This is a genomic window from Acinetobacter sp. YH16053 (genome assembly GCF_013417035.1).
In the GTDB taxonomy this organism is placed as follows: Bacteria; Pseudomonadota; Gammaproteobacteria; order Pseudomonadales; family Moraxellaceae; genus Acinetobacter; species Acinetobacter towneri.
The window spans coordinates 201,334-218,010 of record NZ_VPEP01000004.1 but is presented as its reverse complement, the minus strand read 5'-3'; the positions used below and the strand labels follow the sequence as shown (position 1 = coordinate 218,010).

The 16,677-nt window shown below is 35.9% G+C and carries 16 protein-coding genes and 2 pseudogenes; 9 read left to right on the top strand and 9 right to left on the bottom strand.

The window, feature by feature from the left end:
- The first annotated feature begins 17 nt into the window (after positions 1-17).
- Positions 18-899: a hypothetical protein gene (locus tag FTV43_RS05820; RefSeq protein WP_179995090.1), complete on the top strand. Its 882-nt coding sequence runs from the start codon at positions 18-20 to the stop codon at positions 897-899.
- Between the two features lie 132 nt (positions 900-1,031).
- Here FTV43_RS05820 and FTV43_RS05815 read toward each other — a convergent pair.
- From FTV43_RS05815 to FTV43_RS05800, 4 genes and pseudogenes are all read right to left on the bottom strand, one after another.
- Positions 1,032-1,184, bottom strand: a pseudogene (locus tag FTV43_RS05815) (transposase); the annotation flags it as partial.
- 277 nt (positions 1,185-1,461) lie between these two features.
- On the bottom strand, positions 1,462-3,279 hold the full coding sequence (locus FTV43_RS05810) for a hypothetical protein (protein WP_179995089.1): 1,818 nt from the start codon (positions 3,277-3,279) through the stop codon (positions 1,462-1,464).
- Complete coding sequence (locus tag FTV43_RS05805; protein ID WP_179995088.1) at positions 3,279-4,469, bottom strand: 3'-5' exonuclease; 1,191 nt, start codon at positions 4,467-4,469, stop codon at positions 3,279-3,281. The genes FTV43_RS05810 and FTV43_RS05805 overlap by 1 nt, the downstream gene beginning before the upstream one ends.
- A 2-nt stretch (positions 4,470-4,471) precedes the next feature.
- Positions 4,472-6,886, bottom strand: coding sequence for an Hsp70 family protein (locus tag FTV43_RS05800; protein ID WP_179995087.1), 2,415 nt, complete (start codon positions 6,884-6,886; stop codon positions 4,472-4,474).
- Between the two features lie 207 nt (positions 6,887-7,093).
- Here FTV43_RS05800 and FTV43_RS16150 point away from each other — a divergent pair.
- The 3 genes and pseudogenes from FTV43_RS16150 to FTV43_RS05790 all read left to right on the top strand — a co-directional run bounded on the left by FTV43_RS16150 (position 7,094) and on the right by FTV43_RS05790 (position 10,280).
- Positions 7,094-7,423, top strand: a pseudogene (locus tag FTV43_RS16150) (transposase).
- A 291-nt stretch (positions 7,424-7,714) separates the two neighbouring features.
- Positions 7,715-8,947, top strand: a complete 1,233-nt coding sequence (locus FTV43_RS05795) for a hypothetical protein (protein WP_179995086.1) — start codon at positions 7,715-7,717, stop codon at positions 8,945-8,947.
- A 397-nt stretch (positions 8,948-9,344) separates the two neighbouring features.
- Positions 9,345-10,280: an inovirus-type Gp2 protein gene (locus FTV43_RS05790; RefSeq protein ID WP_179995085.1), complete on the top strand. Its 936-nt coding sequence runs from the start codon at positions 9,345-9,347 to the stop codon at positions 10,278-10,280.
- A gap of 67 nt (positions 10,281-10,347) precedes the next feature.
- On the opposite strand, the gene FTV43_RS05785 is transcribed toward FTV43_RS05790, so the two are convergent.
- Genes FTV43_RS05785 through FTV43_RS05775 form a run of 4 tightly spaced genes read right to left on the bottom strand, consistent with a single transcriptional unit; the run spans position 10,348 to position 11,630 of the window.
- Positions 10,348-11,004 (bottom strand): hypothetical protein, encoded by a 657-nt coding sequence (locus tag FTV43_RS05785; protein ID WP_179995084.1) that lies wholly within the window; start codon positions 11,002-11,004, stop codon positions 10,348-10,350.
- Between the two features lie 12 nt (positions 11,005-11,016).
- Positions 11,017-11,244, bottom strand: coding sequence for a hypothetical protein (locus tag FTV43_RS05780; RefSeq protein ID WP_179995083.1), 228 nt, complete (start codon positions 11,242-11,244; stop codon positions 11,017-11,019).
- Positions 11,245-11,373: a hypothetical protein gene (locus FTV43_RS15990; RefSeq protein ID WP_257224094.1), complete on the bottom strand. Its 129-nt coding sequence runs from the start codon at positions 11,371-11,373 to the stop codon at positions 11,245-11,247. It lies immediately after the preceding gene.
- 2 nt (positions 11,374-11,375) lie between these two features.
- Positions 11,376-11,630: a hypothetical protein gene (locus FTV43_RS05775; RefSeq protein WP_101235163.1), complete on the bottom strand. Its 255-nt coding sequence runs from the start codon at positions 11,628-11,630 to the stop codon at positions 11,376-11,378.
- 312 nt (positions 11,631-11,942) lie between these two features.
- On the opposite strand from FTV43_RS05775, the gene FTV43_RS15985 reads away from it, so the two are divergent.
- Positions 11,943-12,212: a hypothetical protein gene (locus tag FTV43_RS15985; protein ID WP_257224093.1), complete on the top strand. Its 270-nt coding sequence runs from the start codon at positions 11,943-11,945 to the stop codon at positions 12,210-12,212.
- On the opposite strand, the gene FTV43_RS05765 is transcribed toward FTV43_RS15985, so the two are convergent.
- Positions 12,190-12,675 (bottom strand): hypothetical protein, encoded by a 486-nt coding sequence (locus tag FTV43_RS05765; RefSeq protein ID WP_168414283.1) that lies wholly within the window; start codon positions 12,673-12,675, stop codon positions 12,190-12,192. The two genes, FTV43_RS15985 and FTV43_RS05765, sit on opposite strands and share 23 nt — an antisense overlap.
- A gap of 225 nt (positions 12,676-12,900) precedes the next feature.
- Between FTV43_RS05765 and FTV43_RS05760 the strand changes: the two genes are divergently transcribed.
- From FTV43_RS05760 to FTV43_RS05745, 4 genes are all read left to right on the top strand, one after another.
- Complete coding sequence (locus FTV43_RS05760) at positions 12,901-13,188, top strand: hypothetical protein (RefSeq protein WP_179995082.1); 288 nt, start codon at positions 12,901-12,903, stop codon at positions 13,186-13,188.
- A gap of 46 nt (positions 13,189-13,234) precedes the next feature.
- A complete protein-coding gene (locus tag FTV43_RS05755; protein WP_057093425.1) occupies positions 13,235-14,278 on the top strand; it encodes a DUF932 domain-containing protein in 1,044 nt (347 codons plus the stop codon).
- Between the two features lie 168 nt (positions 14,279-14,446).
- Complete coding sequence (locus FTV43_RS05750; RefSeq protein WP_179995081.1) at positions 14,447-15,487, top strand: YqaJ viral recombinase family protein; 1,041 nt, start codon at positions 14,447-14,449, stop codon at positions 15,485-15,487.
- Positions 15,488-15,671: 184 nt separating this feature from the next.
- Entirely contained in the window at positions 15,672-16,613 is a 942-nt protein-coding gene (locus FTV43_RS05745; RefSeq protein ID WP_179995080.1) for a hydrolase or metal-binding protein, read from the top strand.
- Positions 16,614-16,677 lie beyond the last annotated feature (64 nt).

Genomic DNA, 16,677 nt, shown 5'->3' with positions numbered 1-16,677 from the left:
CTGTATTTTAATAAATTATGATTGATAAAAAATTATCAAGGTTAGAGCAGCTTGAGCAGGATATATGGTTAAACTTTTGTTACTACTATCAGTGTGAATTGGATAATGAATTAATAGAAACAGCGAATCAATCATATATTGATCAAAAAGAAAAAATCATAAAAAGAATGCAGCAGAATGATTTCCCATTGAGTGAGCAGTCAGCTTTTCATTTAGAAATGATGGGGGATGTGGTTTCAATCCCTTTCAAGCCATTCCAGATTGCACAGCTTTTAATGCAGATAAATACATTAAGACTTGAGGTGAATAACTTGCCTGCCAAAATTTTCCAAAGGCAATATTCAGATATTTTAATTGCTTATGTGCAAATGTTTGGTGGGGTGGAGTTTATTCAGAACCGTACACTTGCCAAAAGTGCAAAGGCAATTATTGCAGTCAAAGCTCGTTACGACAAGCATTTATATCCAAGACGGGAAATTTTATATCGCACTTTAAGAGAGCAGGTGGCGCGTCGTGGCAAATGGGATAATTTGAATCAAGCTGTTCATTTTGTGCTTGATGATCTAGTCAAAGCTTTTGAGGTTTACGATATTGAGTGGCTTCAGTCTGAACTTGTGCTTAAGCAAAAAATGCTCAGTGAATTAGAGCAGGAGAGTAAGCAGTTGTACGCTAAAGCTCAGTCTGATGGTGTGCGAAGAAAGCCAGCATCGATTGCGAAAAAAATAGAAAAATTACAGCTCGAACTTAATAATCTTAATCAGATACTGAAAGCAAAATATCCTTCTAAAGAGATGGAAAAGTTTGGGTATAAGATGCCTTACAGTGGTGGATACATTGCTGAAACCATCATTCATGAGCTCCGAACTCAGCCTGATATATTGAAAGAAATCTTGTTCTAAAAGTTGGTTTTAATGTGGTTCTGTTAATTAGACCACTTAATCCAGTTTTATAAGTGATAAATCCGCTCTAAATATTTGAATTTTGCTGCCATTATTTTTAGTAAATATTGATCATAAAATTCATACTGATTACTCAAGCAATTGATTTTTCCAATCAATTATTTGGTTTTGATGTAAATCAAATTGTGTAGAAAGTTCAGCGAGTGTATGGTCGCCTTTAATTGCTACGAGAGCAATTTTAACTTTAAACTCTGCTGAATGATTGCGATGTTTTCTTCGTGTCATGGTTGACTCCAAAAACAAGCATTTCCCATGCTTATTGGGGAGTAGATTATCATTTATAGGCGTGGCCTAAAATCCTAGGCCCATATCATAGAACCTATTTATCTAAATATACCGATTTTGATGAATATGAAAATAATCTTATGAATAGCTTTTTGAAAGATTAAAGAATTATTTTCATAATCCTTAAAAATTTATAGGAAGGTAGTAAGTGCAACTTTTTAAAACAAGGATATACCACAACACTATTTTGGTGTTGTGGTGTAAGGAGCTGTATAATTTATTTTTGGTTGAATAATTTACTCTTAATTCCATTGATTGTAACCCTTTTAATATTTTTATCTAAAATCCCGAAATGAATTAAAATATCCTTTAATTGGTTTTCATTTAATTTATTAGAAGGTCTCAGGTCTATAAGTTTACTTTCGAGTTCAGATATTTTTTTAATTGAGGGATCTGCTGATAAACATGATTTTAAATCCTCAATGAAATTAGGGTATTCGGTATCAAAATTACAATTGTTTTTTTCCTTAATCTGATTATCCTCAATAGGATTGTTAATGTCATGAAAATCAGTATAAATATTTATTTTCGATATTGAATTCTGATCTTCATCATTAATACAGTTTTGTAATGAAAATTTATCTTCTGAGTTTTCTACAGCAGTGATATCTGAATCACTTTTAGACGGCCAAGATGGGTTCAGATGATCCGTATATTCTGATGTATCTAGTAAGTCTTGTTGATGTGAATCTTCTTTGTAGTAATCATTCTCTTTATCAGGAGAATTCATATTGGCTACGTTCGTTAAGTTGTCAGTAGTAAAACCATCATGTAATGGAGCAGAGTTAATATTTACAGTAGGTTGAGATTTTTCCGCTTCCTTCCATTTTTGCAATAAATTGTTCCAAATTCTATCAATTTGTTCTTCATGTTGAGCTAAATGAGTAGACGAATTCATTTCATCTGAAGATGGTAAAAATTTTTCTAATTCAGCAGGATTGGTTGGTAAAAAAGCAGAGTGAGCTTTATTTTGATAATAATAAATGGTATTTACAATTGATGAAGGTAAAATCTTACCAATTTTATAAATTAATATAAGAGGTATTTTTTTGAATTCAGAGTCATCAGATAAGTTATAGAAATAATTTAAACGATCGATATCATATTTCAGAGATTTAAAATTAATAGGGTACTCTGCTTTGATTAGCATGTCATAATGGAAGTAGATAGTAAGAGCTAATAATGGCAGGTCATTTCTATTTATGGTGAAAAGTAGATTTTCTGTGAGTAGTTTTTCATACAGAATTTGATCATCTAGTAAAGAGGAAGTTAACTGATCTACAGTCATTTCTTTCAGTAGTATATGATTATAATGTTTATTAGCATTGCAATTATCAATTTTTGATATTTCTTGATATTTTTTTACAATAGCTTTATCTTTTATTTCTAAATTGAAAATAAAGCGAGTAAAAACACCACTAAAAGCTTTGGTTAGTTTATAGTCGTTGAGTTTTTTGAAATTTTCTTTAAGCTGATTATCCTCTTCCTCATCTAGGTCATTAACACTTAATTTTAAATAAATTTCAGGATTAAATAAATTAAGAGTAGCCTTATTCTCAATGATATTTGATAAATGTTCTTTGCAAAATTTATTTTCGAAAAATAAGATACAAAAGTTTAAAGCTTTTTCATGTTCTAAAATATTTTTTTGATCTAAACGGTAAACCTCCCAAAACTCTTCTAATCTTGGATCAGTTTTTAAAGTAACTTGTAAATTACTGGCACTATATTGTAAAGCTTTTTTTCCACGTTCTGTCAAGGCATAGAAATCTTGGACTGCTTCATAACTTATATAATTCGATAAAGTTTCTTCAGATTGAAAAAGATATTCGGAATATTTTTTGGATAAAGAGGCAATAATATATTCATTATCATCGAGGTGTGATATATCTGCAGAAGAATTCATTAATTGATAAAAGCTTTGCTTACTACCCACATAGGGCTGAATTCTTGCGAGATTAACCCGTAAATAACCTTGATCGATCCAATTATTCCATTCTTTAAAACTAAGAACGATGTTGTAATTTTTATTCATTAGAAGAAGTCCTCGTTTTCATCATCTTTTTGATTTGGTTCGTATTTGGTTTGGCTAATGTTAGGTAGAGTTGCTACTAAAGGATGTGGTTCATTTGTGCAATATGTCATGAATAAGTTGCTTCGGCTTCTAGTCACAGCTACGAATAGCAGTCTTTTATCGAGATCAGAATTCTCAGGTTTTTTCGACAATACGTCTTTATAAACAATTTGCTTATTTGAGTTAAGTTGAGGAATAAAAACATTTTCGAAATCTAAGCCTTTAGAGCTATGATAAGTCATGAGGTAAACCATAGGTTTGTTTGGCACTTCTGACAGATCACCATGATTATTACCTAGGTATCGAATATTAATATTATGCCTTTCAAATAAGTTATTAATTAATCCATAATTGAATTTTTGATTTGGTGATTCTTTACTATTATTTTCATAGTGTGAAGAATCTATAACTTTCTCCAAATCAAAATTTTTAAGAGCATTTTTAATAAAGAATGTTATACAAACATGATGGGTCAATAGTATGCAAGATGGTTTATTGGGTCTAGCTCTAGATAACGACTCCTCAATTGTCCATATGCATTCTTGTATAGCATTCTCAAATTTTATAAGCCTAGCAGTTGTATTCGCTAAACTATTACCTGGTTTTGCACCAAGTAATTCCTTACTCGGTAGGATACTAGAGGCAATTTTGGCTAGGAACTCAGTTAATCTATGTATGATGATTAACATATGTTGCACAGGTTCTACAGATTTTTTAATCTCAGGTTCTGTTGCAGATTGTTCGTAGATTGTTTGTGCACAATCACCAGCGATAATTAAATGCTTGGTTAACCCTTTTATGGTATTTAAATCATCAACAGAAATATCTTGTACTTCATCAAGGAACACAAAATCAGTTGATGATTTATCATGTAAAAACTTTGTATGAGTAAGAAAGTGTACACCAGTCACATTTTCTTCTTTAAAAGAGCTGATTGCTAAATCTTTAAGAGCATGTGTGTATGTTAAATAGTGGAAAGTAGCATCAGGATAATCATTTCGTAATTCTTGAGTTAGTGCTGCTAGCACAGTGGTTTTTCCAGTTCCAGCAACACCACAAACCCAATGAACATGGTTTAGATTGTTTTTAATTGAGCGAATAGTCTGATTCTGCTCTTCGCTCAAATTAGATTTTTTAATCCACCAAGCCATAATTAACTCTCTTTCATGCCTAAATTTGGTTTTAGGCTAGATACTAAATTTTCTAAGGAATATAACTCTTTATTTGTATTAATAATTCTTTTCTTAATGTCAGTTGCAGAAGATTTGAGCTCCTCATAACCATCTAGTGTATTACAGACTTGGATGAGATCCTCACACTTCCTAATAGTAGGTGTGCTGCTATACAAGTCATCTTGTAATTGAATAAGTGCACTTTGTAATAAAACATCTCCTTCAGAATCTCCACGAACTTTTAAAATTTTACCCAAGGTTAGCAAAGCGGATGTATAGTCTGGATCGTGTTCCAAGGCAAGACGTAAATATTTTTCTTTTTCTTCACCATAATATTCACATGATAAATTGTATGCATTAATTGCACTAGGGTTTCTTTTATAGGCAATTTCTGCCCATTCTTTTGATTTTTTTGTTTTACCTGCACGATCATAGTTATAACAAATATTTGTCGCATGATCCGAGTCTGGGTCTAAACGTTCTATAGCAATATAGAGGTCAGCAGCTAATTCATATGCACCTGCCTTAGAGCAAGCGTCTGCATATTCCTCGGCAATATGAACAGGAGGTCGGCCATTATAATCAAGCAGAGCTTGATTGAATTTTTGCTTAGCTCGTAGCATGGACTCTTCCACTTTAGTTAAAGAGTTATTTGCTAAAGGATTTAATATAGAGATTTCTGCACTTTTACCATCGACAATAGCTTCAATATTCAATAGTTTTTCATGATTAATAGTGGCGTAGACATCAATTAATGAGCCTTGCTTGAAGTAGTCTTCTTCTGCTTCTATTGTTAATATTCCTAATAATTTATTGGTGCTTCCTACACAAATCGGTAGATCAATTACATCCTGATATTCTCGTGTAACAATGAGCTGTTTATGGAAGGGTTGAGGTATTGGTACCTCTGTTGAAGCAGGTATAACAGTTTCCAATACTTGATTAGTAGTTACAATGAAGATAGATTCTGAAACGATAGGTTTAATAAAGTCAATTCCTAAACCATGGTAACTAAAGGAATGAATAGCTGCTCCTAGTGATACATGAGCTCTGACATCTTTAGGAAAAATTGCTTCAACCTCATTTGAAAACTCATTCATATAGTTCATTACACAAGTTTGCACTAATGGATTTAGGCAACTTCCTCCAATAAATAAAACACCATCTATTTCTTCACGTTCTATATTGGCTTTATTAAGCGCATCTTCGATAGGTGATACCAAGTGCATAGGTGTATGTAACCCATCGTAAGGCCCTACAAAATCCTCCATTACTGTTTTGAATTCATGAATTGTTATACTTGGTTTTGTTAAATTAAGTTTATATTCTTTGATCTTAATACCTTCTAGAGATTGAAGAGTAATTTTCTCTTCAAAATAATTCTTTAAACTATCATAAGAATAAATTTGATGGTGATTTGCCCATTTACATACTGCGATTTTTAATTGTTCTGCCGTTGCTTGAAGAATTGGAATTACTTTTTCTTCGATATCACGTGAGTTTGGATTGAAATTAGGATTTTCTCTTAATAATTGAGGTAGCAAAATATGCTTAGCAATTGCTCTATCAATATCATCTCCACCTAGAGCAGTAAACTTTGATATTGCAAGGTTCTTAGAGGTAAATTGGTTATTTCGAGCATCTACTTCTAAAATTGTGATGTCGCAGGTTCCAGCACCAAAATCATATACAAGGATATTGGATGGTTTAGACTTTAACTTGGTCAAAAATGTATGAGAAGTATGATTTTTTGCACAATCATAAATAAAACTCAAGAATGCAGCATTAGGCTCGTCTATTAGACAACATTGCTCTGAGAGAATTCCATTGGCTTCTAAGCTTTGAAATAAGCTACGTCTTTGATTGGCTTCAAAAGAAGCAGGTACAGAAAAGGCAAACTTATAATACTGAAGATTTGAATTGCCTATTTCATCTTTCAAACTTGAGATGACTTTGTTAAAGAATGCCTTAGTTGCATCTTCAGCGGTTTCAATTGTATAAGGTAAATCTTTACTTTTAGATAATACGGTTGATGGATAGGTTGGGCCAATAGCTAACCCTAAGCGCATTTTGAAAGATGAGAAAAGATTTCTTCCTTCTGTTAATAAGGGTTTTAATCGATAAGCATCTTGACCCCATATCAATGTTTTATTTTTCCAAGCAATGACTGTATTAATTAAGTGATGACGAATTGTGGCTCCAAATTCATCTGGTTGTCCTAATGGAATGACTTTTACCGTAGTATTATTCTCATTTATAAGAACTTGGCTAACTACAGTAGTTGAAGTGCCAAAGTCGATACCTATGTAAAAGTTATTAGGTCTACTTGGTAGGTGTTGGTCATTGAAGTTATCAGCTATGATCCAATTGCCAGGTGTTGAACGTTCAGTAGACATTTTGTTTCCAAATATTCAAGTAATTAGCTAATTATGTTTTTAATAGTGAATTAATTCAATAAAGAAAAGATAGCGAGAAGTCATATCTAATCAGTAGAGAGGTGGTCCCACTTGTTTGAATCTAAGCGTTCGCTAAACACACCTTATGAATTCGTCCTATAAGCCTTAATTTAGTCCCCACTTAAAAACAAGTAGGGACTAAAATTTATGACTACAAATAACCAGACATCCATCGCATCTCTTACGAAAAAACGAAGAACATACAGTGCTCAATTTAAACACCAGATCGTTCAGGCTTGAAAAGCGCCGGACGTTTCAATTGCTTCAGTCGCTTTGCAACATGGATTGAATACAAATCTTGTATCCAAATGGATTCGCTTAATTGATGCTAAGCCAGGGGATGATCGTTCCCCACTACCGAATAAACCTGCATTTATTGCCTTATCCTGTTCTGGACCATTAGATCCTACTCCTACTGACATATTAACGGTTCAAATTACTTTATCCCACTCAAAAGCAGAAATTGGCTTGAAATAGCAAGTATCAGAAATATCTGCTTTAGCAGAATTACTCAAGGCACTTGCAACATGATCCGTATCGATGAAATCTGGTTGTCTACTCAGCCCGGCGGCTGGAACAGGGCAAATTTCACTGGGCTAAAGTTCACCAAGGTGAAACCGTGGCCCTCAGCCGAAATTTAACTATAATGAAAATTTGGCTGAATTATATGAATCACAAGCCTTACAAAGATTGGATAATAAGCTAATAATTTTGGTAATATGATCTACAAATTTGATCTATAAAAATAGTTGAAATGCAGGTGTAGTAATGTCTTTAGTTTATTTCAGTGACAAAATAATTAAAAATATTTTTCACAACCTTGGCATCGACCTGAATCGCAGCGGTTTTCTGAAACACAGGGATGAGTTGAATCTGGGAATTTTATTGGAATTGATACTGTTTATAAGATCACTAGATAAGATGAAAGGACATTATTTTTTAATCACATGGAATAAGTTCTATTTTCCAGTTTCTGCTTATAAGTTTTATCCTTTTAAATTTCTTAGTAATGATCTTGGTCTGAAGAATACCCGTAGGATGCATATTGATAATGCGGAATATAAAGTCAATTTATTTGAGTCGACATCACGGGTGGAGCTGTATTACGAGGTTCTCGATTTACATATTAAAAATGAGAAATTAGTGATGTTGCATGAACAATTACGTCCCACTCTGAATGAAAGGAGCAAGCCTACACAATTTAACGTTTTGCCTGCGAATTTCTTCCCTGATGTGTTTAGTGACATGAGTGTCGAAAATATTGCTTATATGGATGAATTTCTTGAAAAGTTCAGAAACCATGAGGAATTTATAAAGCGAAAAAATGAAGAAAATAAGGCTGTCAAAAAATTTCATGAATATTGCCAATATTTTAATAATGTGATGAATCTGAGTGCTAGAAGTTTTATTTTTACCATTGAGTTTCTGATGCATGGACAGCAAAAATTATACGATGATAGCTTCATTAATCTAAAAAAAGACTTTATGAACGCAATGAGGGGCTACAGGCAACTTGCTCAGATTTCAGGGTATTTGGGGTTCTGGGATTTAGCAGAAGACAATAAATTATGCTTCAGAATGATGTTTATTGTGCCAGATATTGGCATTGAAGCAGAAGAATGGATTGAAGATATCTGCTATTACTGGGAAAACGTTTATTTCGATAAAATTAGAGAAGAAAAAAAATATCAATTTACAGGCACAGATGCGATAAGATTTGAAGCGGTTGAGCTGCCAGTTGCATGGTCACATAAAAAACTTATCTCCCATTTTTTAGCAGTCGGCAAGAATAATCAGAATATGAAAAGGCTGATTTGTGAACATGCTGTTGCTTACATCGTACTATCTGAATTTTTTTACTGCCCATTCGAGCTTCAGCTATACCTGAAATCCATTAAGATGATTTCTGAGGAACAGTCTGAAGTGGATCAAGTGTTACGTCTTGAGGGGAAAAGAATGTACAGGGTGTTCAGAGGAAGCCTGCCAAAAAATAAAAATTAGTGTAACTTTAGCCTAAGCAAAATCCGATAGATTGGCGATGAGCGTTATGTAGATGAATGAACTTATCGAAACTACAGTGTAGAGTGCTTAACAGGTAATATATATTATTAACTATAAGTAATATATAAATAATATATTAAACATAAACAATATCTTATCTAGTTAAGTAAATACAATGAGTCATCTAACTCAGTATAGCCCATACTCAAATGGGCTATACATCATGTATCAATGACACAGTGTTAAAATATTCAGAACTAACCCTATAGTATGTTCCAAAGTCTATGAGCATATTCAGCTAAGCAGGATGACCACAACATCCTGCTTTAGAATCAAGATCAGTAAAAAAATATATTCCTCACTTACATATGAACCTTATGTTTCAGTGAGAACCTAAATGTCCCAGAATAATCCATTAGTCAATGAATCCTCTATTCTTATTTCAATCGAAGATTTTTTAATCAGTACCTGTCATGAGCAATTCATTGATGATCATGATGAGTTCAAACGAGAATTATTAGAAGCGGTAGTACTGTTTAAGCAGATTTATAGATTTGATCTTTGCTATTCCAAAATCATACAGGTTTTTAAAAGGGTGATTAACCTTGTGGATTACATCATGGAAAGACTAGATTTTCATATTTATGCAGACATTCTACGGTTTGAACTAAATCATATATTTTATATACAAGGCATGATTCAGCATGAAATGAAAAGTGCTGTTCAAGATATTCATAAATTTAAATATCAAGAACGAAAAAATCAAATTGAATTAGAAGGTTACTTGAACAAAATACTCAATCATTATTCTAGGTTGCTTTTTGTACGAGTAGATGTAGGAATAATTAAAGAGCATCAAGAGAATTGGGGTGTTAAAGACTTTCATGGGGCTTTGGAAGTACTACGAAATAGAATGTCGAACAAAGATGCCCACTTTCGTGGTTTACAAGGGTGTGTTTGGGCATTCGAGCAAGGTGCAAAGAAGGGCTATCACTGCCATTTATTACTTATTTATGATGGCAATATGCGTGATGGCGATGAATGGTTAGGAGAGGAAGTAGGGAAGTACTGGCAACAATACATTACCAATAACCAAGGGTGCTATTTCAACTGTAACCGAAAAGAGAATAAAGAAAAGTTTGAGGTCAATGATTTACTTGGTGTAGGAATGATTCATCGAAATCAGCCAAAACAAGTCGAGAATGCTATTCGTGCAGGTCTATATTTGGTGAATCCGAATAAAGTAGACCAACGCTTACGTGCTAAGACATCTCCTAACATGAGGACATTTGGGATTAGTCAGTTTGATCTGGATTGGCGAAGAGGCATATAAAGAATAGGTCATTTTGAGAATAGAGAACACTGGTAATGCTATGTTCTCTATTTCATATTTAATGACATCAAAAAGATAAACTGACATTGCCTTGGTCGGTTATCAATTCAGCTTCTAACACTTGATCACCACGGCATTTCAGTAAATAGGATACCGTAGAACTATAGTTCATTTGCACAGGAATTTTGCTATAGAAATCTCCTGTATAAAAACCACAGCGACCACGGTTAATATTTAATCCCTCTAAAGTGAAGGGTTGTTCAGAAGTGGACTGAATTTCCAAAATATATTCAATTGCACCAGGCACATTAAACGCTGATTGAGATTCCCGACTGGAAATTTGGGCACGAACAGATATCTCTGGTTGCTCCATCTCCATCGGAATATTATTGCTATATTCAGGATTGTTGGGATCAAGATCAGACTCCATCATGGATTTGAGTGCTTCAGGATATTTATCCCAACTCTCAAGAAATGATTGAGCTTGTTTGACCGCAGCAGGGAGATATTCGGTATCATTTTCTACAATCTGAGTTAAAGCTTGTACTTTGGCTTCAACCTCTTCCTTGCTATATGGTGCATATTTAGATTGCTCCTGCTGTGTAGCAGTATTAGATGAGCTGCGTTCAGCTTGATCTGTAGCACTTTGTTGAGCTTGCTGATTGTATTGACTACATGCGATCAGTAAAGTTGAAAGTGCTACAATGGGAAGTATTTTTTTCATGAATGCACTCCTTTATAACTTAGGTCTAATAACAACGAACCAAATGAATAATAGAATCAAAATACCACCGATGATTTTCCCTACTGTTGGAAACATTACCGTAGGCCAAACTAAGCCTTGTCCTAAATTGTAGGTAAATGGCTTATAGTTATACTGTCCCCAAAAGTGTTGATAGATGGCAAAGAAAAAACCAATCACTAAATAGCTACTAATCACCCATGTCTTAATATTTGAATTCATTTACTTTCCCCCAGTTGCAAATTTTGCCAATGCAATAAAAATTCCCATGACGATCATGAAGCCAATAAATGGCAAGCCTAAAAAGCAAATCACTGCAATCACGCAGATAATCCCTGCAAGTATTCTCATGGCTACTCCTTCATGCACTGATAGGAAACATTGACCATATCCATCTGAAAGGATTCAGTTTGTTGAAGGGTGTACAGATTGTTTTTTAGTCCATCCTCTCCATATTTATTTTCAAGTTTGTCGTAGATACATGAACAGGTACTGCCATCAATGCCACCTGTTTTACAACCACTGATAAATTGACGTTCTGTTTTACTGGCACAACCAGAAGCCATCAAGGCAACAGATATGAGCACAAGTGAAATTTGAATTTTCATCATTTCCCCGAATTATTATTGTGTTATTTGACGTGTTATGAATTTTGCTGATGTACTGAAACTCAGCGAGACAAAGCCTTCCAAAGCTAAATCGCATTTAGATCAGTCGAATGAGCAAAAGTTGATGTGTGTTGCTAAGGCAAAATGGGGATGGAAAATCGTTTTAAGGAAAACAATAAAGATAGAAAATGCTTAGTCATGGGTATGACTCCTTTGGCTATGAAAGAAGTTTCACCGCATTACTGCTAAATAATGGTGGCGAAACGAAAGAGGGTTAGCAGACTGATAGCCAATGGATCAGCACACCCGAAGGTGTCCCCCTCCCGTTCCGCCGCAGAGGGGGCACGCAGGGATTCCCACCAAAAAGTTAAACTTTTTAGTGTATGGCTAAACGGTCTGCTAAAACCGACTGACGATGTAGGTCAGCAGTTGAATGATAAAATTAAGGTTGAAGTTAGTCAATCAAGCAATATTAAAAAAACAAGTAAAATCAAAGGTAGATATGCTATTTGTGGTAAATGCCCAATACAATTGGGCATTATGATTGAATCAAAAACTATTATTTTTTATCTGGAAGGCTAGAAGTAAATGCCTCTTGAGGAATCGGTATCTTACGTGATTTAAATATTCTTTCAGATTCAGGTATTTGTTGCATTTGATCTTTCATCCACTCTTGAGACATAACGGGATGATTACTTAATTTTTTCATAGAGGCTTCAGGGTGGAATGGAACTTTAGCCACCTGTGCTGGGAATATCCCCAGTTTATTTAGTTCAGCCTCATAATGATTTTTAAGGTCTAGTGTGCTTTGTAGTTGTTCCTTGAGTGCTTTAATTTCATTTTGCAAATTAGAAATAATTGCATCCTGACCTAACTCTATTGGAGCTTTGATCGGTTTAGTATTTTTAAGTGCCTGAAGAGAAAGCTCTTCATCAATAATTCCTCTTTTTATTGGTATTAGCATCCCTGTTTTCTTTGCGTATGTAATTTGTGCTTGGGTATAACCATATTTATCACAGAAGTCAGTAATACGAATGTTGGTCATGAGCTTAAGAATTCCCAATTGATTGCGATGAAGTAATTATCTGATAATGTCTTTTATTATAAATTAGACATATAAAAATTATCTGATAATTATCTTATTCTAAATTATTTCAGATATATAACATCCTAATGAGAATCATGAAGCTCTTTAGAGTACACATGAAAAATGAATATCAAGCCTGCCATCGTGCAGGCTTTTTTATGCCCAAAATTTAGGAGTCAAGTCATGAGCTTGAATTGTCCCTTTTGTCATTCAACCGACATCATGATTGTTGAAGCGAATGCGCAACAAGCAAATTCAACATTATCAAATCTTGCATCACCCGCAGCTTTAGGGGCCTTAGGTACAACCGTTGCGAAGTCTTTGAATTTGCCTCCCATCGTTGGAGGAATTGCAGGAACTGTACTCGGTGGTTTGTTTAATTCTTTTACAGAACAAAGCACACCTCTGCAGCAAAGTTTGTGCTTCTGCCATAACTGTTACCAAAAGTTCCCCATTCAATATCTGAATTAAGAACAGATCCAATTTTTCAATATGATTTTAAAAAAGGAATAAAACTATGGCACATCAACTTGAACAAATGGCTTATGTCGGTGAAACCCCTTGGCATGGGCTAGGGAATCAACTAAGTCAAAACCAACCGATTGAGGTCTGGGCACAGCAGGCAGGCATGGACTGGCGTATCGAGTCATCCAATGTCAGTTATATGGCACAGAATGAACGTGGGCAAAGCATCATCATGCCGTATGAAGACCAGCGTGTACTGTACCGTTCTGATACTCATGCACCTTTGTCAGTGGTCAGTCAACGTTTTCAGGAAGTCCAACCTCGTGAGATCTTAGAGTTCTATCGTGATCTAACTGAACAATCAGGCTTTGAATTGGAAACCGCAGGCGTGCTTAAAGGTGGCAAGAAATTCTGGGCGCTGGCACGTACAGGTCAATCTACTGCACTTAAAGGCAAGGATGTCAGTAATGGCTATATTCTTCTTGCAACTGCATGTGACGGTACGCTTGCGACAACAGCACAATTCACCTCCATTCGTGTTGTCTGCAACAACACCTTGGCGATTGCTTTACGTGGTCAGAACAGTAATGCAGGTGTAGTGAAAGTTCCGCATAGTACCAAGTTTGATGCAGATAAAGTCAAACAGCAATTGGGCATTTCAGTACGTGCATGGGATGAACACATGTACGAAATGAAGCAGCTCAGCCAGCGTAGAGTCACCCAAGGAGAAGCAGCTGCTTTCTTTGATGCGGTATTTAATAACACCACAATGAGCATTGCAGATCAGGAAGAAAATATTATTCAGTTTTACCGTGATGTTGCGACTCAGGCAGCACAGGCAAATGCCAAGGAAAAAGCTGAGCCAAATGCCAAGGCGATGACTAAAGCAATGGACATGTTTAATGGTCAGGGACGTGGTGCAGAGTTGAGTTCTGCTAAAGGAACAGCCTATGGATTACTGTGTTCAATTACAGAATTTATTGATCATGAAAGACGTGCCATGAGTACAGATCATCGACTCGATTCAGCTTGGTTTGGTGCTGGCGCATCGATCAAACAACGAGGATTGGAACAGGCACTTAACATGCTTGCATAGTACGAAATATGCATTTTTCAATCATGGAAAGTTAGATCTAAATAAGCATTTTTAAATGGAATTTCGAATTTTAAAAATTATTAAAACCATAGCTTAGGCTGTGGTTTTTTTATGCCCATTTTTTGTGATCCCCATCATTTTACATAGCAAAATAATTAGGACTTCAATATGAATACCGCAATTTTAAATCCATCCATTCAACAGGCAAGTACTCCATTTATTGCCCCAAAATTATTCACAGCCAAACGCTTGGTCAATACCAAAAACATGACTCAAGCAGAATGGCTTGAAGTACGTCGTCAAGGCATCGGTAGTAGTGATTGTGCCGCAGCGTGTGGACTCAATCCCTATATGTCGATGCTTGAACTATGGATGATCAAGACAGGTCGAGTCAAACAATCCATTGAAGATGAAAGCGCAGGTCATGCCCCTTTATATTGGGGCAAACAACTTGAACCTTTGGTCGCTGAATACTACAGCATGCATACCAACAACAAAGTCCGTCGTATCAATGCCGTACTACAACATCCTGATGAGGATAAGCATTTTATGCTGGCTAACTTAGATTACTCGGTAGTAGGTAGTGAGGAAGTACAGATTTTAGAATGCAAAACCGCAGGAGAATATGGAGCAAAGTTATGGCGAGATGGCGTGCCTTTATATGTCTTGTGTCAGGTACAACATCAATTGGCAGTCACGGGCAAGCAGGCAGCGCATATTTGTGTGCTGATCTGTGGTCATGAGACTAAAATCTTCAAAGTGACCCGCTCCGAATCCGTGATCAAACATATCATCAATGCGGAACGTGACTTCTGGGATTGTGTGGAAAAAGATATACCACCTGATGCAGATGCCAGTGAGTCGGCAGCCAAAGCCATACAGCAGCTCTATCCGCAACATATTCCGTTGACTGTTGAAGACTTGAGTCATAACGAACAAGCCAATCAATTGTTTGCTCAACTGATTCAAGAAAAGCATCACATTGAGCAGCATCAAAATAACTTTGATGAAATTAAGCATCAAATCCAGATGTTGATGAAGGATGCTGAACGAGCAACCTTTGCCACTGGTTCAGTGACGTGGAAGAAATCCAAGGACTCAATCGGTTTAGACAGCAAAGCCTTACTCAAACTTCACCCAGAAATGCTTGAACAGTTTCCGCAAAACAAAGCAGGGACACGACGCTTTCAGATCTATACCAATGACTGAATTCATCACGTCGATATTTCCAGTCTTCAAAAAAGCGCAAAAAACCACCCCCGACCTACCGACTCCCGAAGGAGCGGTAGGCCAACAATGGCGGTCTTTGCATTTCATCTGATCTTTAAACGGTTTTGTATTTGCTTACATAACAAAGGGTCAACAGTAAAATTTTATTTAGAGGAAAATTATCATGATTAAAGGTTTAGCAATCACACCACCGATCCTTGGACGTATCAGTATTGGTAAAGTTGTTGAAAAGAACGGTAAACGACTGCCTGAAAAGGACGACCAATTTACCATTACCAGTCAAATCCAAAGCAAAGAGGGGTGGATCAAACATCCGCTTGATGAGCAATTACGCAGTAAAGCACCGAATCAAAAACTCCGTACCATTCCAGTACGGATGATCTTCAATGATCCTGAACTGAATCTGAGAGCTGAGTACAGCTTATTCGACCGACAAACAGGACGGCCTGTCTGTGTAGGTAATGGTGAAACCTGCCAGCGACTCACCAATCAGGGTGTTGAACAGCACCCATGCCCTTCACCAGACTTATGCTCATTGGCACAAGGAGGAAACTGCAAGCCCTATGGACGTTTACATGTCAATTTGGATGAAAGTGATGAACTCGGTACATTCATTTTTAGAACCACAGGTTTTAACAGTATACGGACGTTAGCTGCACGGCTCAGCTACTACCACGCTGCATCGAATGGTTTGCTATCATGTCTACCATTGCAACTCACGCTACGTGGAAAAAGTACCACCCAAAGCTATCGCCAACCTGTGTACTATGTGGATTTAACATTGAAAGATGGGGTTAATCTGCAACAAGCTATTCAAATGGCGCAAGAGATTGACCAGCAAAGTAAACAAGCAGGTTTTAATCAAACGGCGTTAGATCAGACTGCAAGGCAGGGTTTTGCCAATGCACAGTTTGAAGTCAATGCAGAGGAGGGCTTGGATTTAGTAGAGGAGTTTTATATGGATGAAAATCAAGAGACTAATATTGAACAAGCGCAGTCTTTAACAATGACGAGAGCTAAAGTAAAAGATAAGTCGAATCATGAGGATGGATTTGTGCAGGATATACAGAAAGGATTGCAGGGGAGTGTGAGGGCAATTAACTGATGTGTCTTGAGTACGGTAAAAATATTCATGTTAACTTCAATAGAATATAAGGGGGGATTACTCC

Excerpts from the sequence above, each read along its gene's own strand:
- FTV43_RS05820 (WP_179995090.1), top strand. The coding sequence starts at position 18 with ATGATTGATAAAAAATTATCAAGGTTAGAGCAGCTTGAGCAGGATATA.
- FTV43_RS05810 (WP_179995089.1), bottom strand. The coding sequence starts at position 3,279 with ATGAATAAAAATTACAACATCGTTCTTAGTTTTAAAGAATGGAATAAT.
- FTV43_RS05805 (WP_179995088.1), bottom strand. The coding sequence starts at position 4,469 with ATGGCTTGGTGGATTAAAAAATCTAATTTGAGCGAAGAGCAGAATCAG.
- FTV43_RS05800 (WP_179995087.1), bottom strand. The coding sequence starts at position 6,886 with ATGTCTACTGAACGTTCAACACCTGGCAATTGGATCATAGCTGATAAC.
- FTV43_RS05795 (WP_179995086.1), top strand. The coding sequence starts at position 7,715 with ATGTCTTTAGTTTATTTCAGTGACAAAATAATTAAAAATATTTTTCAC.
- FTV43_RS05790 (WP_179995085.1), top strand. The coding sequence starts at position 9,345 with ATGTCCCAGAATAATCCATTAGTCAATGAATCCTCTATTCTTATTTCA.
- FTV43_RS05785 (WP_179995084.1), bottom strand. The coding sequence starts at position 11,004 with ATGAAAAAAATACTTCCCATTGTAGCACTTTCAACTTTACTGATCGCA.
- FTV43_RS05780 (WP_179995083.1), bottom strand. The coding sequence starts at position 11,244 with ATGAATTCAAATATTAAGACATGGGTGATTAGTAGCTATTTAGTGATT.
- FTV43_RS15990 (WP_257224094.1), bottom strand. The coding sequence starts at position 11,373 with ATGAGAATACTTGCAGGGATTATCTGCGTGATTGCAGTGATTTGCTTT.
- FTV43_RS05775 (WP_101235163.1), bottom strand. The coding sequence starts at position 11,630 with ATGAAAATTCAAATTTCACTTGTGCTCATATCTGTTGCCTTGATGGCT.
- FTV43_RS05765 (WP_168414283.1), bottom strand. The coding sequence starts at position 12,675 with ATGACCAACATTCGTATTACTGACTTCTGTGATAAATATGGTTATACC.
- FTV43_RS05760 (WP_179995082.1), top strand. The coding sequence starts at position 12,901 with ATGAGCTTGAATTGTCCCTTTTGTCATTCAACCGACATCATGATTGTT.
- FTV43_RS05755 (WP_057093425.1), top strand. The coding sequence starts at position 13,235 with ATGGCACATCAACTTGAACAAATGGCTTATGTCGGTGAAACCCCTTGG.
- FTV43_RS05750 (WP_179995081.1), top strand. The coding sequence starts at position 14,447 with ATGAATACCGCAATTTTAAATCCATCCATTCAACAGGCAAGTACTCCA.
- FTV43_RS05745 (WP_179995080.1), top strand. The coding sequence starts at position 15,672 with ATGATTAAAGGTTTAGCAATCACACCACCGATCCTTGGACGTATCAGT.